The 24,456-nt window shown below is 67.9% G+C and carries 25 protein-coding genes; 7 read left to right on the top strand and 18 right to left on the bottom strand.

The annotated features are described in order from the left end of the window. Nucleotides 1-5 precede the first annotated feature (5 nt). On the top strand, nt 6-1,430 hold the full coding sequence (locus OEJ36_RS06120; RefSeq protein WP_263400774.1) for a PLP-dependent aminotransferase family protein: 1,425 nt from the start codon (nt 6-8) through the stop codon (nt 1,428-1,430). 99 nt (nt 1,431-1,529) lie between these two features. Here OEJ36_RS06120 and OEJ36_RS06115 read toward each other — a convergent pair whose 3' ends face one another. Genes OEJ36_RS06115 through OEJ36_RS06100 form a run of 4 tightly spaced genes read right to left on the bottom strand, consistent with a single transcriptional unit; the run spans nt 1,530 to nt 3,824 of the window. After that, nucleotides 1,530-2,051, bottom strand: coding sequence for a DUF2937 family protein (locus tag OEJ36_RS06115; RefSeq protein ID WP_263400773.1), 522 nt, complete (start codon nt 2,049-2,051; stop codon nt 1,530-1,532). A 19-nt stretch (nt 2,052-2,070) separates the two neighbouring features. After that, nucleotides 2,071-2,844: a class II glutamine amidotransferase gene (locus tag OEJ36_RS06110; protein ID WP_184487995.1), complete on the bottom strand. Its 774-nt coding sequence runs from the start codon at nt 2,842-2,844 to the stop codon at nt 2,071-2,073. 3 nt (nt 2,845-2,847) lie between these two features. Further along, nucleotides 2,848-3,294 (bottom strand): HIT family protein, encoded by a 447-nt coding sequence (locus tag OEJ36_RS06105; protein WP_263400772.1) that lies wholly within the window; start codon nt 3,292-3,294, stop codon nt 2,848-2,850. 38 nt (nt 3,295-3,332) lie between these two features. Further along, a complete protein-coding gene (locus OEJ36_RS06100; protein ID WP_263400771.1) occupies nt 3,333-3,824 on the bottom strand; it encodes an MFS transporter in 492 nt (163 codons plus the stop codon). A 107-nt stretch (nt 3,825-3,931) separates the two neighbouring features. Here OEJ36_RS06100 and OEJ36_RS06095 point away from each other — a divergent pair, with 107 nt between their 5' ends. Both OEJ36_RS06095 and OEJ36_RS06090 read left to right on the top strand, forming a co-directional pair. Further along, nucleotides 3,932-5,962 (top strand): S9 family peptidase, encoded by a 2,031-nt coding sequence (locus OEJ36_RS06095; RefSeq protein ID WP_263400770.1) that lies wholly within the window; start codon nt 3,932-3,934, stop codon nt 5,960-5,962. A 5-nt stretch (nt 5,963-5,967) separates the two neighbouring features. Then, nucleotides 5,968-6,291, top strand: a complete 324-nt coding sequence (locus OEJ36_RS06090) for a low molecular weight protein tyrosine phosphatase family protein (protein ID WP_201769787.1) — start codon at nt 5,968-5,970, stop codon at nt 6,289-6,291. Here OEJ36_RS06090 and OEJ36_RS06085 read toward each other — a convergent pair. After that, nucleotides 6,288-6,608, bottom strand: a complete 321-nt coding sequence (locus tag OEJ36_RS06085; RefSeq protein WP_263400769.1) for a hypothetical protein — start codon at nt 6,606-6,608, stop codon at nt 6,288-6,290. The two genes, OEJ36_RS06090 and OEJ36_RS06085, sit on opposite strands and share 4 nt — an antisense overlap. Before the next feature lie 82 nt (nt 6,609-6,690). On the opposite strand from OEJ36_RS06085, the gene OEJ36_RS06080 reads away from it, so the two are divergent. Both OEJ36_RS06080 and OEJ36_RS06075 read left to right on the top strand, forming a co-directional pair. After that, nucleotides 6,691-7,161, top strand: a complete 471-nt coding sequence (locus OEJ36_RS06080; protein ID WP_263400768.1) for a DUF1456 family protein — start codon at nt 6,691-6,693, stop codon at nt 7,159-7,161. Nucleotides 7,162-7,260: 99 nt separating this feature from the next. Continuing rightward, nucleotides 7,261-7,941, top strand: a complete 681-nt coding sequence (locus OEJ36_RS06075; RefSeq protein ID WP_263400767.1) for a type 1 glutamine amidotransferase domain-containing protein — start codon at nt 7,261-7,263, stop codon at nt 7,939-7,941. A gap of 251 nt (nt 7,942-8,192) precedes the next feature. On the opposite strand, the gene OEJ36_RS06070 is transcribed toward OEJ36_RS06075, so the two are convergent. The 12 genes from OEJ36_RS06070 to dapA form a co-directional block, all read right to left on the bottom strand. Next, the gene (locus OEJ36_RS06070; RefSeq protein ID WP_263400766.1) at nt 8,193-10,679 is read right to left on the bottom strand and encodes a TonB-dependent receptor; all 2,487 of its coding nucleotides are present in this window, start codon (nt 10,677-10,679) and stop codon (nt 8,193-8,195) included. Nucleotides 10,680-10,831: 152 nt separating this feature from the next. Continuing rightward, a complete protein-coding gene (locus tag OEJ36_RS06065; RefSeq protein ID WP_263400765.1) occupies nt 10,832-11,788 on the bottom strand; it encodes a FecR family protein in 957 nt (318 codons plus the stop codon). A 14-nt stretch (nt 11,789-11,802) separates the two neighbouring features. Then, on the bottom strand, nt 11,803-12,336 hold the full coding sequence (locus OEJ36_RS06060; RefSeq protein WP_263400764.1) for a sigma-70 family RNA polymerase sigma factor: 534 nt from the start codon (nt 12,334-12,336) through the stop codon (nt 11,803-11,805). 187 nt (nt 12,337-12,523) lie between these two features. Further along, on the bottom strand, nt 12,524-13,618 hold the full coding sequence (locus OEJ36_RS06055) for an extracellular solute-binding protein (protein ID WP_411860971.1): 1,095 nt from the start codon (nt 13,616-13,618) through the stop codon (nt 12,524-12,526). A 10-nt stretch (nt 13,619-13,628) separates the two neighbouring features. Next, a complete protein-coding gene (gene aguA, locus OEJ36_RS06050; protein ID WP_263400763.1) occupies nt 13,629-14,741 on the bottom strand; it encodes an agmatine deiminase in 1,113 nt (370 codons plus the stop codon). Between the two features lie 95 nt (nt 14,742-14,836). Beyond that, a complete protein-coding gene (locus OEJ36_RS06045) occupies nt 14,837-15,724 on the bottom strand; it encodes a LysR substrate-binding domain-containing protein (RefSeq protein WP_263400762.1) in 888 nt (295 codons plus the stop codon). Nucleotides 15,725-15,822: 98 nt separating this feature from the next. Beyond that, complete coding sequence (locus tag OEJ36_RS06040) at nt 15,823-17,061, bottom strand: hypothetical protein (RefSeq protein WP_263400761.1); 1,239 nt, start codon at nt 17,059-17,061, stop codon at nt 15,823-15,825. Nucleotides 17,062-17,117: 56 nt separating this feature from the next. After that, the gene (locus tag OEJ36_RS06035) at nt 17,118-17,567 is read right to left on the bottom strand and encodes a YcgN family cysteine cluster protein (protein ID WP_021220466.1); all 450 of its coding nucleotides are present in this window, start codon (nt 17,565-17,567) and stop codon (nt 17,118-17,120) included. A gap of 281 nt (nt 17,568-17,848) precedes the next feature. Then, complete coding sequence (locus OEJ36_RS06030) at nt 17,849-18,781, bottom strand: D-2-hydroxyacid dehydrogenase (RefSeq protein ID WP_263400760.1); 933 nt, start codon at nt 18,779-18,781, stop codon at nt 17,849-17,851. Continuing rightward, on the bottom strand, nt 18,781-19,074 hold the full coding sequence (locus OEJ36_RS06025) for a YcgL domain-containing protein (protein ID WP_263400759.1): 294 nt from the start codon (nt 19,072-19,074) through the stop codon (nt 18,781-18,783). The genes OEJ36_RS06030 and OEJ36_RS06025 overlap by 1 nt, the downstream gene beginning before the upstream one ends. Continuing rightward, nucleotides 19,071-20,201 (bottom strand): ribonuclease D, encoded by a 1,131-nt coding sequence (rnd, locus tag OEJ36_RS06020; protein ID WP_263400758.1) that lies wholly within the window; start codon nt 20,199-20,201, stop codon nt 19,071-19,073. The genes OEJ36_RS06025 and rnd overlap by 4 nt, the downstream gene beginning before the upstream one ends. An 85-nt stretch (nt 20,202-20,286) precedes the next feature. Further along, nucleotides 20,287-21,141: a 4-hydroxy-tetrahydrodipicolinate synthase gene (gene dapA / locus OEJ36_RS06015; protein ID WP_263400757.1), complete on the bottom strand. Its 855-nt coding sequence runs from the start codon at nt 21,139-21,141 to the stop codon at nt 20,287-20,289. A gap of 417 nt (nt 21,142-21,558) precedes the next feature. On the opposite strand from dapA, the gene OEJ36_RS06010 reads away from it, so the two are divergent. Then, complete coding sequence (locus OEJ36_RS06010) at nt 21,559-22,620, top strand: SMP-30/gluconolactonase/LRE family protein (protein WP_263400756.1); 1,062 nt, start codon at nt 21,559-21,561, stop codon at nt 22,618-22,620. Between the two features lie 88 nt (nt 22,621-22,708). Here the strand turns inward: OEJ36_RS06010 and OEJ36_RS06005 are convergent, their stop codons facing one another. Beyond that, a complete protein-coding gene (locus tag OEJ36_RS06005; RefSeq protein ID WP_263400755.1) occupies nt 22,709-23,500 on the bottom strand; it encodes a lysophospholipid acyltransferase family protein in 792 nt (263 codons plus the stop codon). Nucleotides 23,501-23,592: 92 nt separating this feature from the next. On the opposite strand from OEJ36_RS06005, the gene OEJ36_RS06000 reads away from it, so the two are divergent. Next, nucleotides 23,593-24,447 (top strand): sulfurtransferase, encoded by an 855-nt coding sequence (locus OEJ36_RS06000; RefSeq protein ID WP_263400754.1) that lies wholly within the window; start codon nt 23,593-23,595, stop codon nt 24,445-24,447. The last annotated feature ends 9 nt before the right edge of the window (nt 24,448-24,456 follow it).

Here is a 24,456-nt window from a genome sequence, read left to right as displayed (position 1 = left end):
GAAAAATGGCTGTCAAACCAATTATTGACACGGTGTCAATTCTGAAATCAGCACTGGATTCCGGCCAGGGCGCGAAGTACAAGCGCCTCGCCGGAGCCATGGAAATCAGGATTCTCGAGGGCACCCTGGAAGGCGGCGCCAAGCTGCCGCCGCACCGCAACCTGGCCGACCGCCTGGGGGTGACCATCGGCACCGTCAGCCGCGCCTACGCCGAACTGGAACGCATGGGGCTGGTGATAGCCCGCGTCGGCGACGGCACCTTCGTCCGCCGCCGGGGGCTGGAGCGCAAGCGCGACGAGGGCTTCCGCAACTTCATCGAAGAGGCGCCGGAGCTCTACGACATGAGCCGCAACATGCACATCCCCGGGCATGAAACGGCCTTCCTGGCGCAGAGCCTGCTGGACCTGGCCAACGACCCGCAGACCCTGCAGGACCTGACCCGCTACACGCCGGACATCGGCTTGCCGCGCTACCGCCAGGTGGGCGCGAACTGGCTGGCCCACGGCGACTTCCAGCCCCAGGCGGACCAGGTGCTGTGCGTCAACGGCGGCCAGCACGGGCTGCTCTGCACCCTGATGGGCCTGCTACGGGCGGGGGATATCCTGGTCACCGAGCAGCTCACCTACCCGGGGCTGATCACCCTGGCACGGATGCTCGGCATCAAGCTGCTCGGCGCGGACATGGACGAGGAAGGGCTGGTCCCCGCCTCCCTCGACGAGATCTGCCGCAACAACCGGGTCACCGCGCTCTACTGCACGCCGACCATCCAGAACCCCACCACCGGCGTGCTCTCGCACCAGCGCCGCGACGCCATCGCGCGCCTGTGCCGCGAGCACAACCTGCTGATCATCGAAGACGAGGCCCACGCGGTGCTGGTGGAGGACCGCCCGCCGCCCCTGAGCCTCTACGCCCCGGAGCGCACCATCCTCATCAGCAGCCTGAGCAAGGCGGTGGCCGCCGGCCTGCGGGTGGGCTACCTGCATGCACCGACGGCACTGGTCAGCCGCATCGCCGCGGCCCTGCGCGCCACCTGCTGGATGGCCACGCCCCTGGCGCTGGAGCTGTCGACGCTATGGATCGAGAACGGTACGGCGGAGAAGTTGCTGAGCCAGCAGATCCACGAGATCGGCCGGCGCAAGTCGCTGGTGGAACGGCTGCTGGACGGGCTCAACTACCGCACCCATCCGCAGAGCCCGCATTTCTGGATCGAAGTACCGGAAGCCTGGCGCGCCTCGGATATCGAGGCCGACCTGAAGCTGAAAAACTACCTGATCACCGCCGCCGAAGCCTTCGCCGTGGGCCGCGCCACGGTGCCGCAGTTCGTCCGCGCCAGCGTCAGCAACGCCTCCAGCAACGACCAGCTGCTCTACGACGGCTTCCTCACCCTGGCCAGCACCCTGCGCGAGGAGGCCGACCGCTTCGGGCTATGAGCCGTTACCCCGTGGGGAGCCCGATGCAGGGCGGGTGAAACCCGCGATAGTTCGTGCAACGGCATCGTCGAGTTGCACCCGACCTACCCACCAACGGGCTCAGCGCCAATGGCGCTGCTGCACCCGCTTGCCGTTGCCGCCGGCGAGCAGGGCGAGGCCGAGGAACAGGCTTTCCACCACCCAGGCCAGCAGCAGCGCGCAGACGATGCCCCAGGCCATCGCCTCGGGCACCAGCAGCACCTGATAGCTGTAGGCGTTGGCGGTTTCCAGCAACAGGTCGTGGTCGGCGCCCGTGACCACGTGCCAGGTGCGCGCGTACCAGGCGCCCTGCATGGCCTCCCACTCGCGCTGCAGCAGGGCGTCGCGGTTGACCAGGGTGGCCACGCTGTCGGCGTCGCTGCGCATCACCGGGTCGTTGCTGGCGCGGTAGTGGGCCACCAGCGCGGCGAGGTCGCCCTCGAAGAAGCGCTGGGCGGTCTCGCGGAAGCCCTTGAGCCCGGTCTCCGCTTCCAGGCGATGGGCCTCGACGCGCTTGGCGTAGTCATCGACGAACCCGGGCACCTGCACGCCGATGAGCAGGCCCAGGGCGAACAGCGCCAGTCGCAGGTAGCTTCGCAGCATCGATATCCCCTCTCGTTGGTCAGGTCTGCCCGGAGGCCAGGCACTCGCCCCGCCGCCACAGGCTCCAGGCGCCGGGCTGGTAGAGCGTCCAGGTTTCGTTGTCGGTCAGCGGCTCGGTGGCGATCACCGTCACCACGTCATTGGGCGTAGTCTCGGCCTGGAAGTCCACGGTCAGGTCCGCGTCTTTCAGTCGCGCCGGGCCGAAGGGCGCACGCCGGGTGATCTGTGCCAGCTTGGTGGTGCAGAAGCAGAACAGCCAGTCGCCATCGCTGAGCAGGCAATTGAACACGCCCCGGCTGCGGTACTCGGAGCAGGCCTGCACCAGCACCGGCAGCAGCACCTCCACCGGCACCGGCTCGGGGAAGCCCAGGCGCACGCGGTTGAGCAGGTCGCAGAAGGCCGCCTCGCTGTCGGTGTCGCCCACCGCCCGGTAGAAGCTGGCGGCAGGATGGAAGTCGGCGAGCTGGCCGTTATGGGCGAAGCACCAGTTGCGACCCCACAGCTCGCGGACGAAGGGATGGGTGTTGGCCAGGCTGACCTTGCCGACGTTGGCCTGACGGATGTGGCCGATCACCGTTTCGCTCTTGATCGGGTAGCGCTGCACCAGGCGCGCCACCTCGGAATCGACGCTGGCCGAGGGGTCCTGGAACAGCCGCAGCCCACGACCCTCGTAGAAGCCGATGCCCCAGCCGTCACGGTGCGGGCCGGTGCCGCCGCCGCGCTGCATCAGGCCGGTGAAGCTGAAGACGATATCGGTGGGCACATTGGCGCTCATGCCGAGCAATTCGCACATGGTTCAGGGCTCTCGTTTCAATGCCTGTCGCAGTTGTTCGGCTTCCCGCTCCAGGCGCGCCTGGATGCGGGCACGGCCAAAGGGCAGGAAGCGGGTGAGGATACGCCACAGCAGCGCGGCCAGGTCGCCCCGTTGCCGGGGAATCAGGTGCAGGTGCAGATGGGGCACGTGCTGGTTGGAATCCGGGCCGTCGTTGATCAGCAGGTTGATGCCTTGGCGACCATAGCCCGCACCGCGCAAGGCCTCGCCCACGCGCAGGGCCTGTTCCACCAGGCGCTGGCGCGCCGGGGTGCCGAGGTCGGCGAGGAAGGGCGCGTGCTCGCGGGCCACCACCAGCACATGGGCCGGGCGCAGGGGGAAGATGTCCAGCAGCACCAGGAAGTGTTCATCCTCGTGCAGCAGATGGGCCGGCAACCTGCCGGCGGCGATGGCGCAGAACACACAATCCATGGGTATTCCTCGTAACCGGCGCGGCGCGCTGCCTGGTGTCAGAGACGCGGTTCGATGCGCAGGCGGCGGTCGCCACGGTCGTCGAGACGGGTGTCCACGCGGCCGGTGGATTCACGTTCCATCAGTTGGCGCAGGGTCGGTTCCTCTTCTTCCTCGTCCGCGACCGCCGGTTTCTCGCGCTCGGCGCGACGGGCACGGATGGCACGCTCGATGGGCCAGCGGATGGCGACGAAGATGAGGTAGAGCACCAGGCCGATCATGCCGTACATGGCCAGGTCGGAAACCGCCTTCCAGGCGTTGTTGCCCACCTTGAACACGATGTCCAGCGCGGTCACCGCCACGGCTGGCGCGTAGAGGTCGCGGCCGGGGTCCACCGGGGTCGGGGTCAGCAGCAGCACGGCGACTATCAGGCGCAGGGGTTCGCGCAGCCAGCGCCACATCCAGCCGGTGGCGCGGAAGCTCACCAGCAGGCAGCCCAAGGCCGCGACGCCATAGGCGCCCCAGGCGAGGAGATAGTCGTGTTCGTTCATGGGCTTCCATGGCAAGGCGGGCAAAGGGGCGCTTATGATAGCGACTTTTCCGAAGCCCGGCGTCCCCGCCGTCGCCCGGCCCGCAACGCCTAGCCGTGAGAACCGCCATGTCCGAAGCCCCCATCGCCCGCATCCAGGCCGGAGCCGATCCCTACCGCTGGCTGGAGGAGCGCGACGCACCCGAGGTGCTCGACTACCTCAAGGCGGAGAACGCCTGGCTCGACCAGCACCTGGCCGCCGAAGCACCGCTGCGCGAGGCGCTGTTCGAGGAAATCCGCGGGCGCATCCGCGAGACCGACCTGTCCCTCGCCACGCCCTGGGGGCCCTACCTCTATTACCAGCGCACCACCGCCGGCGACGAATACCCGCGCCATTACCGCTGCGCACGCCCAGCCGAAGGCTTCGAGGTGGACGAGGCGACCGAGCAGCTGCTGCTGGACCCGAACGCCCTGGCCGAGGGCGGCTTCCTCTCCCTCGGCGCCTTCAGCGTCAGCCCCGACCACCGCCTGCTGGCCTACAGCCTGGACACCAGCGGCGACGAGATCTACCGCCTCTACGTCAAGAACCTGGTCGACGGCGCCATCAGCGCCCTGCCCTTCGACGACTGCGACGGCAGCATGACCTGGGCCAACGACAGCCGCACCCTGTTCTTCGGCGAGCTGGACGACACCCATCGCCCACACCGCCTCTACCGCCACCGCCTGGGCGAAGCCGACGCCGAGCGGGTGTTCGAGGAGGCCGACGGCCGCTTCTTCCTCGGCTGCCACCGCGCCAGCTCCGAGCGCCAGCTGGTGCTGATGCTCGGCAGCAAGACCACCAGCGAAAGCTGGGTGCTGGACGCCGACACCCCCGACGGCGACTTCCGCTGCCTGGCCCCGCGCGAGGAAGGCCACGAGTACTACGCCGACCACGGCCAGGTGGACGGCCAGTGGTGCTGGCTGATCCGCAGCAACCAGACCGGTATCAACTTCGCCCTCTACCAGGCCCCCGAAGCAACGCCCGAGCGCGACCACTGGCACGAACTGATCGCCCACGACCCCGACTGCATGCTCGAAGGCGTGGGCATGAACGCCGAAGCCTTCACCCTCAGCCTGCGCGAGGGCGGCCTGCCGATCATCCAGGTGCACCCCCGTGGCGCCGAGCCCTACCGCGTGCAACTGCCGGACGCTGCCTACAGCCTCTATGTGCAGGACAGCATGGAGTTCGACAGCCCGACCATCCGCCTGCGCTACGAAGCCCTGTCCCGCCCGGCCCAGGTCCGCGAACTGCGCCTGGCCGACGGCGAGCAGCGGGTGCTCAAGCAAACCCCGGTGGAAGGCCCCTTCGACGCCGATGCCTATATCAGCCAGCGCCTCTGGGCCACCGCCGCCGACGGCACCCGCGTGCCCATCAGCCTGGTCGCCCGCCGCGACGTGCTGGGCCAGCCCGCGCCGCTCTACCTCTATGGCTATGGTGCCTACGGCGAAAGCCTCGACCCCTGGTTCTCCCACGCCCGCCTGAGCCTGCTGGAGCGCGGCTTCGTCTTCGCCATCGCCCATGTGCGCGGCGGCGGCGAGCTGGGCGAGGCCTGGTACCGCGCCGGCAAGCTGGAGCACAAGGCCAACAGCTTCAGCGACTTCATCGCCTGCGCCGAACACCTGATCGGCGAAGGCCTGACGAGCCGCGAGCAACTGGTGATCAGCGGTGGCAGCGCCGGTGGCCTGCTCATGGGCGCCGTGCTCAACCAGCGCCCCGACCTGTTCGCCGCCGCCATCGCCGAAGTGCCCTTCGTCGACGTGCTCAACACCATGCAGAACCCCGACCTGCCGCTGACCGTCACCGAGTACGACGAGTGGGGCGACCCGAACGAGCCCGAGGTGTTCGAGCGCATCCGCAGCTACGCGCCCTACGAAAACGTGCGCGCCCAGGCCTATCCGGCGCTGCTGGTGGTGGCCGGCTACAACGACTCGCGGGTGCAGTACTGGGAGGCCGCCAAGTGGGTGGCCAAGCTGCGCGCCACCCGCACCGACGACAACCTGCTGCTGCTCAAGACCGACCTCGGCGCCGGCCACGGCGGCATGAGCGGGCGTTACCAGGCGCTGCGCGACGTCGCCCTGGAGTACGCCTTCCTGCTCAAGGTGCTGGGGCTCACCGGCTGATGAAGGTGCAGCGCCTGCTGTTCATCTGTGGGCAGAACCGCCTGCGCAGCCCCACTGCCGAGCAGCTGTTCGCCAGCTGGCCGGGGATCGAAACCGACTCGGCCGGCCTCAAGGCCGAGGCGGAGACCCCGGTGACGCCCGAAGCCCTGGCCTGGGCCGACCTGATCCTGGTGATGGAGGGCAGCCACCGGCGCAAGCTCGCCGCACGCTTCCCCGCCGCCCTCAAGGGCAAGCGCGTGGTCAGCCTCGATATCCCCGACGACTACGAATACATGGACCCGGCCCTGGTGGACCTGCTTCAGGCCCGCGTGCCGCCACTGCTGCGCTAGGGCGCCGGCTTCTTCTCGCTGCCGCCCAACCCCTTGCTGTTGCGATCCAGCTGCTCCTGCAGGGCCGGAATGCGCTCGTCACGCGGGTTCGCCTGGCGTGTGGTCGGCGGGTTGACCAGCAGCGGCGGGCTGCCCGAACGCGGCGCAGCGGCCGGCAGGCTCGGTGGGCTGGCCTGGGGATAGGGTTGTGGCGTGGCCGTACCGGGCGAACCTGGTGCCGGCGTGCCGGGGGAACGCAGCAACGGCGGCTGTTGCGCCTGGATGCCACAACTGACCGCGACCAGCGCCGCGAATGCGAGCACAATGGCGCCCTTCATATGGACCTCCCGCCTTTCGGCGTCGACGTCCTCAGTCTAGTTGCCGGCACCCTGCCGGCCGCCACTCCCGACGGAACACCCCATGACCAACAACGATGTACTGCGCAGCCTGCGCTACCTGCTGGATATCAGCGACGCCCGGGTGGTGGAAATCATCGGCCTGGCCGACCAGGAAGTCAGCCGCCAGGAAGTGGCCTCCTGGCTGGTCCGAGACGACGAAGAGGGCTACCACTCCTGCAGCGACAAACGCCTCGCCGGTTTCCTCGACGGCCTGGTGTACACCCTGCGCGGCAAGGACGAGAGCCGCCCGCCCCTGCCCCTGGAACTGCCGATGAGCAACAACCAGATCCTGAAGAAGCTGCGGGTGGCCTTCGAGCTGCGCGAGGACGACATCCTCGCCATCCTCCAGGAAGCCGACCTGCCCATGACCCGGGCGGAAATCGGCGCGCTGTTCCGCAAGAAGGACCACAAGAACTATCGCGCCTGCGGCGACCAGATCCTGCGCAACTTCCTCCGTGGGCTCACCGCGCGCAGGCGTCCGCCGCAGGACTGAGAACAGCTTCCAGGACGCGTCTAGAATTCATCGGCCGGCGACCGGAACCTTGCCGGAGGAGCGCCAGTCACACCCCTCGATAACCTCAAGGAGTTGCCGATGAAAATCCTCATGGTGCTGACCTCGCACGACCGCTTGGGCGATACCGGCAAGCCGACCGGCTTCTGGCTCGAAGAGTTCGCCGCCCCCTACTTCGCCTTCCGCGATGCCGGCGCCGAGGTGATCCTGGCCTCCCCCCGGGGCGGCCAGCCACCGCTGGACCCGAAGAGCGACGAGCCCGACGCACAGACCGAAGCCACCCACCGCTTCCGTGCCGACGAACAGGCCCGCCAGGCCCTGGCCAACACCCTGCCGCTGTCCGGGCTGGTGTCGGCCGACTACGACGCGCTGTTCTACCCCGGTGGCCACGGCCCACTCTGGGACCTGGTGGACGACCCCTTCTCCATCCGCCTGATCGAAGACCTGCACAACGCCGGCAAACCTGTGGCCGCGGTCTGCCACGCCCCCGGCGTACTGCGCAACGCCCGCGCCGCCGACGGCAGCCCGCTGGTGCAGGGCTGCGCGGTGACCGGCTTCTCCAACAGCGAGGAAGACGCCGTCGGCCTCACCGCCGTGGTGCCCTTCCTGGTGGAAGACGTGCTGCGCGAACAGGGCGGCCAGTACTCCAAGGTCGCCGACTGGCAACCCCATGTGGTCACCGACGGCAACCTCATCACCGGCCAGAACCCCGCCTCCTCCGAACCCACCGCCGCCGCGCTATTGCAGCGGCTTGGCGGCTGAGCCGAAGCGCACATTCGCGGGTTTCACCCGTCCTACGGTGCCAATGCGGCTGTAGGTCAGGTGCAACCCGACATCCCGCTTCAGCCCACCGCTCCCGTGCACGGGCCAGCGCTTCGCGAGCAGAGCTCGCTCCTACGGGCTGTGCATACGAGGGGTCTGTGCAGTGATGGGGGCGCGCAGGTCGGGTGCAACTCGAAGCACCGAAGGGAGGGGGGCATCCCCACGAACGCGGGGATGCCCTGGAAGGCGCCTCAGAAGAATTGCGAGACGCTGAACTTGATGTTGCGGCCGACGCCGGAAACGGACTCGCCGAGGTAGGGGTAGTACTCGCGATTGAACAGGTTATCCACCGCCAGCCGCGCCTCGAAGCCCTTGATGTACTTGGGTTGCCAGGTCGCGAACAGGCCGTGCAGAGCGTAACCCTGGGTTTCGGGAAGGCTCCAGCCAGACGCCAGGGGATCATCGTCAGTTGGGGAGCGGTCCTGCTTACGCACGAAGTTGCCGGTCCACCCCATGGCCATGTCGATCTCAGGAACCTTCACGCCCAAGGTCGCTACCGCCTTGCGCGGAGGAATCTCGGCAATCCAGGTTTCTGGCCCCCAAGGGTTGCGCGGCGAAGCATCGCGTTGGCCACGGATATAGGAAATCGAAAGGCTGCCAAACACACGGGAGCTGTCATAAAAGGTTTCGAGTTCGATGCCTTCGATCGTGTAGCCAGGCAGGTTGCGATTGTTGGCCAGCGGCCCCTGACAAACACTGTTGCCGCCGGTCACGCTGCCCGCACAGTAAACGCCGGTGCGCTTGAAGATTTCGTCCTTGCCACGGTTGCGGAACAGCGTTGTGCGGATCTGCAGGTTATCGCTATCCACCAGCAGCTTGTCGACATTGAAGATGCTGCCCAGGCGGACCCCGGTGATGCGCTCCGGGTCCAGGTTACGGCTGGTACCCGGCACGCTGCTCGCAGCGCTTTGTACCTCATACAGCTCGTCGATCAGAGGGGCGCGCCAGGTCTTGCTGTAGTCGGCGAAGAACGCCAGGTTGTCGGTGGCCGTCCAGAACAGGCCCAGGCGCGGCGACCAGCCACTGTAGGTGACGCTGCTGTAGTCGTGCCCTACCGCCGGATCGGGGTTGTTGTAGCGCGAAGCCAGGCTGGGCTCGCCCCTGCTGTACACGTGGTCATAGCGCAATGCCGGGGTAATGGTCACCGAGCCGATGGTGATGGCGTCCTGCAGATAACCACTGCGGGTTTCCTGCTCGCCGGACGGCATGTAGTAGGGCTGGTAGAGGCCGTAGTTGTAGGTCCTGTCTGTGGTCTTGCTGAGGTCTTTCATCAATGTGTCGCGTTCATGGCCATGCCATTGCACCCCGACGGTGGCGACATGGGATAACAACCCCGTGTCGAAGCGGCTTTCGTTTTTCAGCTCTGCCAGCCGGTCGGTGTAATTGACCCAGCTTTCGCTGCCAAGCGAAGACGCGAAGCCTGTCGAAGCATTGTCCGGCCGCTTGTCATGCTGATCTGTCTTGGAATAGGCATAGCTGGCGGTGACATTGACCAGCGGGTTGTCCAGCGGCGTGTAGTTCCATTTCAACGAGTAGTTCTCGTCGTCCTGGTCACGGTTCACCAGCTTGCGCTTCCAGGCGCCGTCCAGTCCGTAGCGGGCGATTTCCGCCGCAGTGGGCGCGGCCATGTCGTCGCGCTTGGCGGCGAAGGGCTCCCAGGCCTCGCTGCCGGACTGCATGGCCGACAGGGTGAAGACATGCTCGTCGTTGGGGCGGAAGTTACTCTTGAACAGGAAGGCATCGAGGCTGTTTTCGGAGTAGACGAAGCGTGTGCCATCCGGGCGCTTGATGTTGTCGCCGTCACGCCCGGTGAGGAACAGCAGGCCGTCGAACATCTTGTCGGTGGTCTGGCCGTACACCGCGCCGCTGTAGATCTCCTGGCGGTCGTTGGTGTGGTAGCCGTACTTGAGGAAGGCGCCGACGTTCTCGCCTTCCTGCAGCAGGTCGGCCGGGTCCTTGGTATCCACCTTGATCACGCCGCCGAAGCCGCCGTTGCCGTACAGGGCGCTGTGGGGGCCCTTGTCCACCTCGACGTTCTTGATCAGTTCCGGCTCGATGAACACCGAGCCCTGGCGATACTTCTCGAAGCCCTTGGGCGCGCCGTCGAGGATGACCTTGACGTCCTCCACATCGCCCATACCCCAGATGTTCAGGGTCTGGCCACCGGGACGGGGTGAACCGCTGGAGCTCACGCCCGGCAGGGTGTCGAGCAGTTCGGCGATATTGTCCGCCTGCTTGCGGTTGATGTCTTCCTGACTCAGGACCGAGCGACCCACCGAGCTGGAGTCGATGGCGCTGCCCATGATGTTGGTACTGCCCAGCTCCAGCACGTTGTCATCGGCGGCGGCATGGCCGGCACTGGCCACACGACGAATCACGAACCCATCCCCCGCCTCCACCAGCTCCAGCCCGGACCCGACCAGCAGGCGCTCGAGGGCACTGCGGGCGCTGTAGCGGCCGGCCAGGGCCGGTGCACGCAGGTCGCGCAGTTGCGACTCGTCGAAAAGGATCTGCAGCTGGCTCTGCTGGGCCAGGGCGGTCAGGGCGCTGGCCATGGACTGGGCCGGCAGGTTGAAGTCGTGATCCTGGGCCAGGGCGCTGCCGCTGAGCAGGAGGGTGGCCAGCGCGCCGCCGGCGACGAGGCGGCGCAGCGCGAAACGGGTGCTACGGGTGTTCATCCAAATCTCCCCAAGTACTGCAAAACCGCCCTTGCATGAGGCGGACATCAGGAAGACGCAGCGCTCGGCAAAACCCGCATATGCAAATGAAAAATATTTTCACTTGCATCGAAAAGCCCGCGCGACGGGGCCCCGGAGCAGCTCCGAGGGGGTCAGCGCGGATGGATCAGGGCCGTTCCGTTGGCCAGGTATTCGACGCGTACCGGCAGCAGTTGCGGTAACGCGGCGAGGAAGGCATCCGGCTTGCCGATGTTCAGGCTGCCGGAAACACGGCGCTCGGCGAGGCTGGCATCGGCCAGGCCCACGGGCGCGGTTCGGTAGTGGGAAAGCTCGTCCACCAACTGGGCCAGTGGGCGATCACGGAAGATCAGTTGCCCACGCCGCCAGCTGGCGATTTCCTCGGGGCTGCGGTGGCCGAGCTCCAGGTGACGGGTGCGGTAATCGAAATCGGCGCTGTCGCCGGCACCCAGTTCGGCGTGGTGGGTGCCGCCGGCCTCGGGGTCCACCGCGACCTTGCCGCTCTCCACCGCCACATCCAGGCGCTCGCCGCCACGGCGGACGCTGAAGCGAGTACCGAGCACACGCACGCTGCCCTCCCCGGCCATCACCACGAACGGGCGTTGCTCGTCACGGGCGACGGCGAAGAAGGCTTCGCCCTGGAGCAGTTCGACTTCGCGGTGATCGTCATAGAGGCGCACATGCAGGCGGGTGTCGACGTTGAGGTCGATGCGCGAGCCGTCGGCCAGTTCCACCTGGCGTTGTTCGCCCTGGGCGCTGCTCAGTTGCAGGTCGACGCTGGGCGCGCGGGCGAACCAGTTCTGCGAGGTGGCCAGGGCGGCGCAGAGCAGCACGAACGAAGCGGCCATGGCGCGCGGCAGGGTCCGTCGGCTGCGAGGCTTGAGCATGACCACCGGCGTGGCGAGCACGGGCCGTGGCACGCGATCGAAGTCGGCCCAGATCAATTGCATGTCGGCGAAAGCCTTGGCGTGCGCCGGGCTGGTGGCCAGCCAGGCCTGCAGCTCGGCCTCCTGCTCGGCGGTGAACTGCCCGCTGGTACGGCGGGCGTACCAGGTGGCGGCCTGTTCGTCGATCGAGGGTCGGGAATCCATCCAGGTGCTCGTGTTCATTGTCCGTCCGCCTGGACGTCACCCTGCACGCGTTGCTTGCAGTGCAGCAGGGCACAGGCGATGTGCTTTTCCACCATGCTCAGGGAAATCCCCATGCGCGCGGCCACTTCCGCCTGGGACAGGCCATCGAACTTGTGCAGGACGAAGGCCTCGCGCCGGCGCGGCGACAGATCATCCAGTGCCGATGCCAGGAGGCGCAAGCGCTGATGTTGCTCGACCTGCTCCAAGGGGCTCGCTCCTTGTTCATCGACCATGGTTTCCAGCGCTTGTTCGCCCTCGCCGTCGGCCGCACCGCGCACCTGCTGGCGGCGCCAGTGGTCACGCAACAGGTTGCGGGCGATCTGGAAAAGGAAGGCGCGGGGCTGGCGGACCTGGTCGCGGTCGCGCCAGTCCAGCCATTGGGTGAAGGCATCCTGGGCGAGGTCGGCGGCGTCGGCGGAACTGCCCAGGCGCTTGCCGAGGAACTTCAGCAGCTCGGCATGGAAGGCGCGGTAGGCGCCGGAGACGGAGCCCCGGAACTGCTCATCCACGGGGCTGCCTCCCGTCTGCTCGACTCACTACCTGCACGCACGCCCCCGACAACAGGCAACCCGGCGACGCTGCCGAATGCGGCGTGCCAGGGACACCAAATGAGAATGCATATCATTAGATAGCAAGCGCGACGGGGCGGTCAAGATGCCCGGCATCACGATGGTCGGATACCGGGCGGGAGATGGCTCAAAGACCTGACTTGAGCTTGCTGAAGGCGCGCGTCAGGGCGCGGTTGAAGGCCTTGGTGTTGTCGTTCTTGGTGTAGAGCTTGGCGCGCACGTCCGCCGGCGGGTAGGTGCCCGGGTCGGCGAGGATGGCGGGGTCGACGCTGGCGGCCGCCGCCGGCACCGCATTGGCGTAGTGGATGCTGTTGGTGATGGCGCCGATGGTCTCGGGGCTCATCAGATGGTCCATCAGCGCCAGGGCGGCTTCGGGGTGCGGCGCATCCTTGGGCACCACCATGGCGTCGAACCAGATCAGGGTGCCTTCCCGCGGGATGCGGTAGCGCAGCCTGAAGGGCTTCTGCGCCTGCTCGGCCTGGGCGGCGGCGATGGCCACGTTGCCGTTCCAGGACATCGCCAGGCAGGTGTTGCCGTTGGCCAGGTCGTTGATGTTGCGGTCGTTGTCGAAGTAGCGGATCGACGGGCGGATCTTCGCCAGGTGCGCCTCGGCGAGCTTGAGGTCGTCGAGGCTCTGGCGGTTGATGTCCAGCCCCAGGTAGCGGAAGGCGGCGGCGAACACCTCGTTGGGGTCATTGAGGAAACTCACCCCGCAATCGGCGAAGCGTGCGACCACCGCCGGGTCCATCAGCATCGCCCAGCTGTCGGTGGGGGCGTCGGCCATGCGTGTGCGAATGGCCTCCTCCTGGTAGCCGAAGCCGGTGGTGCCCCAGACATAGAGCCCGGCGTAGCGGTTGCCCGGGTCGAAGCTGGCCATGTGTGCGGTGAACTCCGGGTCCAGCCCCTGGAAGTGCGGCAACCTGGCCTTGTCCAGCGGCTGCAATGCGCCGCTGGCGATGGCCCGCTGCAGGTGCTGGCCGGCGGTCAGCACCAGGTCGTAGCCGCTGCGGCCGGTGAGCAGCTTGGTCTCCACCGTTTCCAGGGAGTCGAAGTGGTCGGCCACCACCTTGATGCCGGTCCTGGCCTCGAAGCGGGAGAGCGTATCCGGCGCCAGGTACTCGCTCCAGATGTACAGGTTGACCTTGGGCGGCTCGCTCGCCGCCTGGGCCATGCAGCTGCCGAGGGCCAGGCCCAGGGCTATCGCCAGTGTGCGCATGTGCATCGAAGGCTCCCTAGCCAGCCCGGCTGGCGGCGTATTGCGGCATGGTGATGCAGGCGACGTTGCCGCCCCCAAGGAGGATTTCCCGCGAGTTCTCGATGCCGATGATGCGGTGTTTGGGGAACAGCTCCGCGAGCACCGCGCCGGCCGCCTGGTCGTGGGCGTCGCCGAACAGCGGCAGGACGATGGCGGAGTTGCCGGCGTAGTAGTTGATGTAGGAGGCGCAGATGCGCGTGCCCTCCTCGCGCAGGTGGGTGCCGTCCACCTGGTCCAGGCCGGCGGCCTCCTCCGCCGTCCAGGTGAGCACGCGGGGCTGCGGCAGCTTGTGCACCTCCAGCGCGCGGCCGCGGGCGTCACGGGTACTGCGCAGGATGTCGTAGGCCTCCTGGTAGATCTCCCACTGCGGGTCGTCGCGGTCGTCGGTCCACTGCATCACCACCACACCGGGGCGGACGAAGCAGGCCAGGTCGTCGATGTGGCCGTCGGTTTCGTCGAATTTGCAGCCGCGCGGCAGCCAGATCACCTGCTCGGCGCCGAGGTAGTCGGAGAGCCGCCGGGTCACCTCCTCCTTGCCCAGGTGGGCGTTGCGGTTGCGGTTGAGCAGGCATTGCTCGGTGGTCAGCAGGGTGCGCTGGCCGTCGGTCTGGATGCCGCCCATCTCGGCGATGAAGGGCGCGCGGTAGCGGTCGAAGCTCTCGATCTCGAGGATCTTCTGGGCGATCTGGTCGTCCTTGTCCCAGGGGTAGTAGAGGCCGCCATCGAGGCCGCCGTAGGCGTTGAATTCGAAGTCCACGCCGCGCACCTCGCCGCTCTGGTCGTTGACCAGGAAGGCCGGGCCGCTGTCGCGGAACCAGGTGTCGTTGCAGGTCATCTCCACCACCCGCACCTGGGCCGGCAGCATGCGCCGGGCATTGGCGTACTGGGTGGCGGAGGCGCAGACGGTGACCGGCTCGCTGCTGGCGATGGCGCTGACGATCTCCACCCAGACCTTCTGCGCGGGCTTGGCGCCGTTGCGCCAGACGTCGGTGCGCTCGGGCCAGCCGAGCCAGCAACCGGCCTTGGGTTCGAATTCGCCGGGCAGGCGGAAGCCGTCGGCCTTGGGAAGGGAAGTCAGGGAACGCGCCATGGGAAACCTCGGAGTGGGGTTGGAAGTGCCCTGACGGTAAGCGCGCCGGTGCCCCGGCGACCAATGATGAATATCGCGGAATTCTTGAATTGGATTCAGCTATCGGTCAGCTGATCGCTGAACCATTCGACGAACTGGGCCACCGCCGGCTTGTCCAGGCGCAGCCGTTCGCACACCAGCGCGTACTGCCCCAGGGACGCCACGCTGGCGGCGAAGGGGCGCACCAGGCGGCCGCTGGCGAGGTCCTCGGCGCTGGTGAGGTTGTCGCCCATGGCCACGCCCTGCCCTTGCGCGGCAGCCTCCAGGGTCAGCCCGGCGTGACCCAGGTAGAGGTGCCGCAGCGGCTGCAGGTCGCCGGCGTGAACGCTGAGCCAGGCGTTCCAGGTCTTGCCGTCCTGGTCGTCATGCAGCAGGCAGTGGCGGGCCAGGTCGCGCGGGTGCTTGAGCGGCAGCTGGTTGAACAGGCCGGGGCTGCACACCGGGAAGAACTGCAGGGTCGGCAGCGGCCGCACGAAGTAGGCACTGGCATCCCCCGGGCCGGTGCCGTAGGTGATGGCGAGGTCGATCTCCTCGCCGGGCAGCGCCGACTCCAGCGGCTGGTCGTAGAGGTGCAGGGTGATGTGCGGATGGCGCTCGCCGAAGTCCGCCAGCCGGCCCACCAGCCACTTCTGCGCCAGCTCGGCGGTCACGGCGATGCGCAGCTGCGCCTGGGAGCCGGGATCACGCAGCTCGTCGCAGGCATCGAGGATCAGCTCGAAGGCCTGTTGCAGGCTGTGCAGCAGGCGCCGTGCCTGGGGCGTCGGGCGCACCTGGCGGCCGGCACGGACGAACAGCTCGGTACCGAGCTGCTCCTCCAGCTGGCGGATCTGGTGGCTCACCGCGCTGTCGGTGACGCACAGCTCGGCGGCGGCACGGCCGAAATGCGCATGGCGGGCGGCCGATTCGAAGGTGCGCAGGGCGGTGAGGGACGGCAGGCGGCGCATGGGCGGGCTTCCGGGCAAAGCCGGCATCGTTGCGCAGGTGGGTCGGTGGCGTCCAGCGTGGCGTAGCCCGGGCTTCAGCCCGGGACCCGCGCCGGGAGTCAGGCCCCCTTGGGCAGCTTCAGCAGCGACGTGTCGAGCACGTCGGATTCGCCACCGAGCACGTTCTCGGCGATCTCGACGAAGTCGCGGGTGCTGACCTTGTCCAGGCGCATCAGGCCTCGGGTGACGTCATCGAGGGAGCGCTCGCCGTTGCTGGCCTTGCGGATCTCCTCGTCGAGGTCCTGCAGCAACAGCACCGCGCGGGCGGTGACCGGGCCGGACGATTGCTCGCCACGCAGGTTCTCGACCTTGCGGCTCCAGCGCTGCAGGTTGGCGCGGACCTTGTGGTAGCGGTCCTCGCTGAGGCCGCCGGCGCGGCGCATCAGCTCGATGGCGTAGAACTCGGCGATGCCTTCGCTGATCCAGTCGCTCTGGTCGGTGTCCTTGATGCGGCTGAACACGTGCACCAGCTCGTGCACCAGGGAACTGGTGCCGTTCTCGCTGACCAGGGGACGGTCGGCGTGCATGAAGAAGGAGTTGGGCGCGGACAGGCCGCCGCGCCACATCGGGTCGCCGGCACCGACGATCAGCAGCTTGCCGGGGTCGCGGGGGAACACCGCCTGGGCATGGGGCCAGACGAAGGTCAGCAGGGTGAGGATGTCCATGCGGCGCATGCCCTCGCCCATGGGCGCGGCGACCGTGACGTCGGTGTTGCCGAGTTCGGCGCGGCGGCTGCCGAGCTTGCCGGCGATGATCCAGCCGGTGGGGCGGTCGAACAGGCGCTCGGCGTTGTCGACGCGGAAACGGTTCTTGCCCACGCGGGACCAGCCGGTCTCCACCGTGCTCCAGCCCTTGGGCAGTTCGAACTGGATGCGCGACACCAACTCGGTGCCGTCCACCAGGTCGATGCGTGCGGGGGGCACCAGGTCGTCGCCGCGCAGCAGCGCCCAGTCCGGTGTCATCCGCGCGTCGAACTTGCCATCGCCACGGGGGTGGGTGATGCGCACCTTGTAGCTGAGGGTCGCCTTGCCCTCCGCCGGGGTCCAGGTGCCACGCTCGGCGCTGGCCTGCTGCCATTGGCCGTCGGCCTTGAAGTCGCTGTAGTAGCCCTTGTCGCCCAGGTCGAAACCGAGGCTGCGGACCTTCTCGCTGTTCTCCAGCACCACGCGCACCTCGGCCTGGTCGCTGTCCGGCAGGAAGCGCACCAGGTAGTCGACATCGGTGCGCTTGGCGGCCAGCAGCGGCGCGCAGAACAGCAGGGTGGCGGTGGACAGCAGCAGGGTGGCGCGGTTGGACATGTCGGGCTTCCTCGGAGCGATTTCCCTATGACTCGGCAAGCGGTGATTCTATCCGTCTAGCCCGCACGAAAGATCATGTAGTCCTCCCAGTCGTCCTCGGCCACCTGGGTCTCGCTGACCATGCGCCCGGACTGGGAGATACCGGCGTTGTGCACCGCCTCGGTGTCACCGCAGATCAGCGGGTGCCAGGGCGGCAGGTCCTTGCCCTCGGCCACCAGGCGGTAGCCGCAGGTGGGCGGCAGCCAGCGGAACTCGTCGGCCTGGGCCGGGGTGAGCTGGATGCAATCGGGCACGAAATCGCGACGCTTGGGGTAGTTGGTGCAGCGGCAGGTGTTCAGGTCCAGCAGCTTGCAGGCGATGCGCGTGTAGTACACGGCGCCGTCGTCCTCGTCTTCCAGCTTCTGCAGGCAGCACAGGCCGCAGCCGTCGCAGAGGGATTCCCACTCCTCCTGATCGAGCTGTGCGAGGGTCTTGCGCTTCCAGAAGGGTTCGACTTTGGCGGCCATGGTGGTCTGACTGGGTAACGGGGCGCGGTAGTCTAGTCCCGTCGAAGGTGCCGGCCAAGCGCTGCCGACGACGGGACGACCGGTAGCCCGGTGTAAGGAAAATCATTCGCAGGACGGCTGTCCAGCGGGCTCTCACGCAACCAGCAAACGCTGGGGAGATGATCCACCCGCCGTGCTGCCGGGAAGCACGAAAGGTGGACCGGTGAAGCGTGGTCCACCCTACGCAAGCCATCACAGTACCGGGATGTCACACCGCGAATGCGGAACCCACTGTGTCGGCCTCAATACCCGCGCTGGAACTCCACCTCGCCGCGCAGCGGCTGGCCAGCCTGGAAGCGCGCCAGGTTGTCGAGGAACAGCCCCACCAGCAGTTCCGGCAGGGTGGGCGCCGAGCTGTGGCCGGTGAGCAGCAGCCGGGGCGCGGTCCAGAACGGGTGCGCGGAGGGCAGCGGCTCTTCGCGGCAGACGTCGATCACCGCACCGGCCAGGTGCCCGGCCTGCAGGCTGGCGACCAGGTCGGCATCCACCACCGCCACGCCACGCCCAGCATTGATGAACAGCGCCTCCGGCTGCATGCGCGCGAACAGCGCAGCGTCATACACGTCATGGGTGGCCGGGGTGTCGGGCAGCAGGTTGATCAGGTAATCGGCCCAAGCCGCCTGCTCCGCCAGGGCGTCCATTCCCAGCACCTGGCTGAACGGTTCCAGGGCGCGTGGCTCACGGGCGATGCCGCGCAGCTCGACCCCGAACGGCGCGAGGAAGCGCGCAACGCTCTGGCCGATATCACCGGCACCAACGACCAGCACCCGCCGTCCGGCCAGGCTGCTGGGCATGCGTGCATCCCACTGGCGCTCCACCTGGCTGGCCAGGCGCGAGAGCAGCTGGCGCTCGTGGGCGAGGATGTAGGTCAGCATGTACTCGGCCATCACCTGGCCGAAGATGCCCACGGCGCGGGTCAGGCGGTAGTTGCGCGGCAGGCCTGCCGCCAGCAACGGGGTGATGCCGGCCCAGCTGGACTGCACCCAGCGCGGGGCGAACCCGGCCTGCAGCAGTTCCACCACCCGCTCCGGGCTGCCCAGCCAGATGGGGCGGTCCGCCGCCAGGGCGCGCAGCTCGTCCGGGTCGTCGCTGCCGGCCACATCCAGCGAGGGGATGGCGGCGAGCAGCAGTTCGGCGTGGCGGAGGTGTTTCTCGTCAGCGAGGAGGACTTTCATCAGATGGGGTCGTTCATCCGCAGCAGTTCTTCGGGCAGGTGCTCGATGTATTCCTCTTCACCCGGTGGCATCTGCAGGTGGTAACCCTGCTTTTCGAGGTTCTCCAGCACCTTGCCGATGTCCTCGCGGGCCAGTTGGCGCTCGGGGCTGAGCACCAGGTCGAAGGCATGCTGCGGCGTGCCGAAGGCCGCCAGTAGCGCCTCGGGTACACGGGCCAGGGCATCGCGCTTGTCGACGTAGAGGTACATCTCGTTCTTGCGCGGGCTCTTGTAGATGGAGCAGATGCGTTTCATGGGGCGTTGTCTCCGGCCAGGGCATCGAGCAGCGCCTGGCCCATCAGTTCGCGGCGCCAGCCCTTGAAGCCGTCGGGCAGGCTGTAGGGGCCGTTGGGGTAGCCCGTCTTGAGCAGGGCTTCCAGGTGCTTCTTGCGCAGCATGAGTTCGGGCGCCATGCCCAGGCGCTCGGCCTCGGCCTGGCCGATGGCGCGCAGCTTCTTCAACAGCGTGGTGGCTTCCGACGGCAGCGGCTCGGGCAGCGGCTCGGGCCATTCGGTCGGGGGCAGCTCGGCCGCTTCGCGAATCATCTTCAGCAGGGTGTTGCCGTCCTGGCGCACGGTGCGCGGGTGCATGTCCTCGACACGGGCCAGGGCGACGAGGTTGTCCGGCTGGAACTTGGCCAGCGGCCACAGGGCGTGCTCGCGGACGATGCGGTTGCGCGGCTGGTTGCGGCGGCGCGCCTCGAGGTCGCGCCAGGCGTAGAGGTCACGCAGCACGGCCAGCTGCTGGCGGGACAGCTTCCAGCCCAGCTTGGCGTCGCGATAGAGCTCGTACGGGTCCACTTCACGGCGCAGGTTGGCCACCAGCTCGGCGCCGTCCTCCAGCACCCAGGCGCGCTTGGTGGCGTCCAGGCGCTCGTCGATGATGCGGTAGATCTCGGCCAGGTGGATGGCGTCCTCGGCGGCGTAGCGCTCCTGCATCTCGGTGAGCGGGCGCTGCAGCCAGTCGGAGCGGGTCTCGTCCTTGGGCAGGTCGATGCCGAGCACCGCCTGCACCAGGCGCGAATAGCCCATGGAGTAGCCGATGCCCAGGTAGCCGGCGGCCAGCTGGGTATCCAGCAGCGGCAGCGGCAGGCTGCCGGTGAGGCGCAGGAAGACTTCGAGGTCCTCGCTGCAGGCGTGCAGCACCTTGGTCACCGCCGGGTCTTCGAGCAGCTCGGCGAAGGGGCGCCAGTCCTTGATCAGCAGGGGGTCGATGAGCCAGGCGCTCTCGCCGTCGCCCACCTGCACCAGGCCGGCCTTCGGATAGAAGGTGTCGACCCGCATGAACTCGGTGTCCAGGGCCACGAAGCTGAGGTCGCGCCAGCGGGCGCAATGGGAGGCCAGTTCGGCGTCGTCGCGAATCCAGTGAAAGTCGATGGCCACAAGGCTCTCCTCGGTTCAGAGGCGCGAAGTATATATCGCAACCCCATCCCCGCCCCACCCGTCATTCCGCGTGGGGCGGCACAGGTCAGCCCAGCTCGCTGCGCAGGCGTTGCACCAGGGCCGGCGAGCTGGCCTGCATGGGCGCGCGCAACTCGTCGCGGATCAGCCCGCGCAGGGCCAGCAGGCTCTTCACCGGCGCCGGGTTGGGCTCGACGAAGGCCAGGCGGATCAGCGGCTGCAGCTCGCGGAAGATCGCCCGTGCGCCTTCCAGGTCGGCCGCTGCCACGCGCTCGGCCATGGCCACGAAGCGCTGGGGGTGGATGTGCGCCGAGGCGGCGATGGCGCCCGTGCCGCCGTGGCAGAGGGTGGCGAAGATCTGCGCGTCCTCCCCCGCCAGCACGTCGAGCTGGCCGTCGGCGATCAGCGCCTGGGTCTTGTCGATCTCGCCGCCGCAATCCTTGATCGCCACGATGCGCGGGTGCCGGGCCAGCTCGCGCAGGGTCTCCAGCTCCAGGCGCGAGCCGGTGCGGTAGGGGATGTCGTAGAGGATCACCGGCACCGCGGCGGCATCGGCGATGGCGCCGAACCAGGCCAGCAGCCCCGACTGCGACGGGCGGATGTAATAAGGCGCGGGCACCAGCAGGCCGGCCACCGGGCGCTGCTGCACCTCGTGCTGCATGGCCAGGACGTCCGCCAGGTTGTTGCCGGCCAGGCCCATCACCAAGTGCTCGCCGGGCACGGTTTCGAGCAGGGCATCGAGCACCGCGAGCTGCTCGCTCTTGCTCAGCGCCGCCGCCTCGCCGGTGCTGCCACACACCACCAGCCCGGCGACGCCGGCCTCCAGCAGGTGCGCGGACAGGCGACGCAGGGAGGGGAAATCGATGGCGCCATCGGCGAAGGGGGTTACCAGGGCGACCCAGATTCCAGAAAACACAGGCATAGCGAAAACTCCTTCAGGCTGACCGTAAAAGTCACCGTCGGAGGCTGGCGGGGAGTGTTCGTGCAAGAGAGGTTTCGACCTTCGCGTCCACTGTCCTGTCAGCCCATCTGACGGGACAGCACGCCCCGGTCAAATGAGCGACTGTTTCTTCGATTTACCCGCGGCAACGCCATGCACCAGTGCCGGCAGGGCCGGAACGGAAGCGAGTGAGGCGAAGATGGCGGGCATGGTGTAGCTCGGTGCAGGAATGCGAGACGGGGATACTGCGAAAATCCCTACAGGGCTGTCAACTGCGGCGTAGTCGCACCCGGGCCATTCACCCTGGCCGGGTCTCTGGCGCTGGCCGGCCATGGCTGCTAAAAAGCCCTTCCAACAATAACCAGGCCCATGACGGGCCCACCGCCAGGGAATTCGGACATGAAGAAGCTTCTGGGCCTGCTGGTCCTGCTCATCGCCGCTGCGGGCATCTACCTCGCCATCACCAAGAGCCCCATCGACCCCGTCGCCTGGGACGCCCCCAAGGCGCCGCCCATGACCGGCGTGATGGAGCCCAACGACACCCTGATGAAGGCCGAGCTGCTGGCCAAGGGACAGATCCACGGCCCCGAGGACACGGCGGTGGACGCCCAGGGCCGCGTCTATGCCGGCCTGCATGACGGCCGCGTGGTGCGCATCGACGCCGACGGCAAGGTCGAGACCTTCGCCACCACCGGCGGCCGGCCGCTGGGCATGGACTTCGACGCCCAGGGCAACCTGATCGTCGGCGACGCCTACAAGGGCCTGCTGAGCATCGACCCGCAAGGCCAGATCAAGGTCCTCGCCACCGAGGCCGAAGGCGGCCCCTTCCGCTTCACCGACGACCTCGACATCGCCAGCGACGGGCGCATCTACTTCACCGACGCCTCCGCCAAGTTCGAGCAGCCGGACTACCTGCTGGACCTGCTCGAAGGCCGCCCCCACGGCCGCCTGATGCGCTATGACCCGGCCACCGGCAAGGTCGAGGTGCTGCTCAAGGACCTGTACTTCGGCAACGGCGTGGCGCTCTCGGCCAAGGAAGACTTCGTGCTGGTCAACGAAACCTACCGCTACCGCATCACCCGCTACTGGCTGAGTGGCGAGAAGGCCGGCACCCACGACGTGTTCATCGACAACCTGCCGGGCCTGCCGGACAACCTGCAAGGCGACCGCAAGGGCACCTTCTGGGTCGCCCTGCCCTCCCCGCGCAAGGCCGACGCCGACTTCCTCCACACCCAGCCCTGGCTCAAGGCGCAGATCGCCAAGCTGCCCCGCGCCCTGTGGCCCAAGGCGGAGAAATACGGCCTGGTGATCGCCCTCGACGAGAACGGCCAGATCATCCGCAGCCTGCACGACACCAGCGGCACCCACCTGCGCATGATCACCTCGGTGAAACCGGTGGGCGACTACCTCTACTTCGGCAGCCTGGACAACGACCGCATCGGCAAGCTGAAGATCCACTGAGAACCGCAAGAACCGCACCCCGCTACCGGATACGAAAAGCCCGCCAATCGGCGGGCTTCTTCATTTCAGGGAGCGGTAACGTCGGCACTCAGGCCGGCACCGTCTCGCGCACGCCCTGAACCACCCGTGCCGGCTGCGGGTGCAGCAGCGCCTGCATCTGCCCGTGGGTCCGTGCCATCAGCTCTTCCAGGTGCTCCACATCGAACTGCGCGGCATCGATGGGTTCGCCCACGTGCAGCGACACCGGCAGGCCGAGGTTGAACCGCCAGGTACGCGCCGGCAGTACCTGGTGGATGCCCCGGATGGCCACCGGGACTATCACCGCATCGGTATCCAGCGCCAGGTGGAAGCAACCCTTCTTGAAGCGCTGCAACTGGCCATCCTTCGAGCGCGTGCCCTCCGGCGCCGCCCACAGCACGATGCCGCTCTCCATCATCTGCCGCGCCTTGTGCAGGTCGGCCAGGGCCCGCTCGCGGTTGTGCCGGTCGATGAAGGGGAACTCACTGGCCTTCATCGCCGCACCGAGAAACGGCAGGCGCGACAGCTCCTGCTTGGCCAGCATGCGGATCGACCCCGGCAGGGCGACGAAGCTGGCGGGGATGTCGTAGTGACTGGAATGGTTGCAGAGGATCAGGTAGCGGCGGCCGTCATTGAAATCCGGCAGGCTGCCGTGCACCGACAGGCGCACCCGCACCAGGCGCAGCAGGCCCCGGGACCAAGCGCGGGTGTAGGCGTCGACCCGCGCGCGGTCGAGGCGCCCGCAGGCTCCCCGTCCGAGTATCAACAGGCAATAGAACAGGGTCAGCGACAGTGACCCGAGCACCACGCCGATGCGGCGGGCAAGGTTGGCGCTCTGGGCAAAGGATTGCAGGCTGGGCATGGACGGCTCCCCATCACTCATCGATCAGCGCGACGCAGCGCGCGGCTGTCCTTATGATGCCCACTGTCATCGATTGGACACAGGACACCGCCATGCCCCTCGCGCAACTGATCAGCCCCCGGCAACTGGAAGCCCGCCTGAACGAACCGGGCGTGATCGTGCTGGATTGCCGCTTCGCCCTCGACGACCCTGCCTACGGCCAGCGCAGCTACGCCGAAGGGCATATCCCCGGCGCCCGCTTCGCCGACCTGGAGCACGACCTTTCCGGCCTGGTGCAGAAGGGCGTCACCGGCCGCCACCCGCTGCCCGCCCCCGAGCGCCTGGTGGAACGCCTGCGCGGTTGGGGCATCGACAACGGCAGCACCCTGGTGCTCCACGACGATGGCCCCGGCGCCTTTGCCGCTCGCGCCTGGTGGCTGCTGGCCTGGCTGGGCAAGCGCGACGGCGTCTACCTGCTGGACGGCGGCCTCAAGGCCTGGCGCGACGAAGGCCTGCCCCTGGAAGTCGCGGTGCCCGAAGTGCCCCGAGGCCACTTCAGCGGCCAGACCGATCCGACCCTGCTGCGCAGCGCCGACGAATTGCAGGGCCGCCTGGGCAACGCCGACCTGACCCTGCTCGACGCCCGCGCCCTGCCCCGCTTCAAGGGCGAGGTGGAGCCCATCGACCCCGTGGCCGGCCATATCCCCGGCGCGCAGTGCGCAGTGTTCACCGACAACCTCGGCACCGACGGTCGCTTCCTCCCCGCCGAAACCCTGCGCCAGCGTTTCGCCGCCTTCCTCGGCGAACGTCCGGTGGATGGCCTGGTGGCCTACTGCGGCTCCGGCGTCACCGCCTGCCACAACCTGTTCGCCCTGAGCCTGGCCGGCTACCCGCTGGCACCGCTCTACGCCGGCTCCTGGAGCGAATGGATCAATGACCCTGCGCGCCCGCTGGCCAAGGGCGACTGAAACCGGGCA

The sequence above is a fragment of the Pseudomonas sp. PDM13 genome, from assembly GCF_025685765.1.
Classification (GTDB): domain Bacteria; phylum Pseudomonadota; class Gammaproteobacteria; order Pseudomonadales; family Pseudomonadaceae; genus Metapseudomonas; species Metapseudomonas solani.
The sequence above is the reverse complement of the archived record's forward strand: the minus strand, read 5'-3'. Positions and strand labels throughout refer to the sequence as shown.

Bases quoted from the DNA above. Each gene is read 5' to 3' on its own strand.
- OEJ36_RS06080 (WP_263400768.1), top strand. From the start codon at position 6,691: ATGACCAACAACGATGTACTGCGCAGCCTGCGCTACCTGCTGGATATC.
- OEJ36_RS06010 (WP_263400756.1), top strand. From the start codon at position 21,559: ATGAAGAAGCTTCTGGGCCTGCTGGTCCTGCTCATCGCCGCTGCGGGC.
- OEJ36_RS06070 (WP_263400766.1), bottom strand. From the start codon at position 10,679: ATGAACACCCGTAGCACCCGTTTCGCGCTGCGCCGCCTCGTCGCCGGC.
- OEJ36_RS06065 (WP_263400765.1), bottom strand. From the start codon at position 11,788: ATGGATTCCCGACCCTCGATCGACGAACAGGCCGCCACCTGGTACGCC.
- OEJ36_RS06095 (WP_263400770.1), top strand. From the start codon at position 3,932: ATGTCCGAAGCCCCCATCGCCCGCATCCAGGCCGGAGCCGATCCCTAC.
- OEJ36_RS06085 (WP_263400769.1), bottom strand. From the start codon at position 6,608: ATGAAGGGCGCCATTGTGCTCGCATTCGCGGCGCTGGTCGCGGTCAGT.
- OEJ36_RS06115 (WP_263400773.1), bottom strand. From the start codon at position 2,051: ATGCTGCGAAGCTACCTGCGACTGGCGCTGTTCGCCCTGGGCCTGCTC.
- OEJ36_RS06105 (WP_263400772.1), bottom strand. From the start codon at position 3,294: ATGGATTGTGTGTTCTGCGCCATCGCCGCCGGCAGGTTGCCGGCCCAT.
- OEJ36_RS06100 (WP_263400771.1), bottom strand. From the start codon at position 3,824: ATGAACGAACACGACTATCTCCTCGCCTGGGGCGCCTATGGCGTCGCG.
- dapA (WP_263400757.1), bottom strand. From the start codon at position 21,141: ATGCCTGTGTTTTCTGGAATCTGGGTCGCCCTGGTAACCCCCTTCGCC.
- OEJ36_RS06120 (WP_263400774.1), top strand. From the start codon at position 6: ATGGCTGTCAAACCAATTATTGACACGGTGTCAATTCTGAAATCAGCA.
- OEJ36_RS06040 (WP_263400761.1), bottom strand. From the start codon at position 17,061: ATGTCCAACCGCGCCACCCTGCTGCTGTCCACCGCCACCCTGCTGTTC.
- aguA (WP_263400763.1), bottom strand. From the start codon at position 14,741: ATGGCGCGTTCCCTGACTTCCCTTCCCAAGGCCGACGGCTTCCGCCTG.
- OEJ36_RS06005 (WP_263400755.1), bottom strand. From the start codon at position 23,500: ATGCCCAGCCTGCAATCCTTTGCCCAGAGCGCCAACCTTGCCCGCCGC.
- OEJ36_RS06045 (WP_263400762.1), bottom strand. From the start codon at position 15,724: ATGCGCCGCCTGCCGTCCCTCACCGCCCTGCGCACCTTCGAATCGGCC.
- OEJ36_RS06055 (WP_411860971.1), bottom strand. From the start codon at position 13,618: ATGCACATGCGCACACTGGCGATAGCCCTGGGCCTGGCCCTCGGCAGC.
- OEJ36_RS06000 (WP_263400754.1), top strand. From the start codon at position 23,593: ATGCCCCTCGCGCAACTGATCAGCCCCCGGCAACTGGAAGCCCGCCTG.
- OEJ36_RS06030 (WP_263400760.1), bottom strand. From the start codon at position 18,781: ATGAAAGTCCTCCTCGCTGACGAGAAACACCTCCGCCACGCCGAACTG.
- OEJ36_RS06035 (WP_021220466.1), bottom strand. From the start codon at position 17,567: ATGGCCGCCAAAGTCGAACCCTTCTGGAAGCGCAAGACCCTCGCACAG.
- OEJ36_RS06075 (WP_263400767.1), top strand. From the start codon at position 7,261: ATGAAAATCCTCATGGTGCTGACCTCGCACGACCGCTTGGGCGATACC.
- OEJ36_RS06025 (WP_263400759.1), bottom strand. From the start codon at position 19,074: ATGAAACGCATCTGCTCCATCTACAAGAGCCCGCGCAAGAACGAGATG.
- OEJ36_RS06110 (WP_184487995.1), bottom strand. From the start codon at position 2,844: ATGTGCGAATTGCTCGGCATGAGCGCCAATGTGCCCACCGATATCGTC.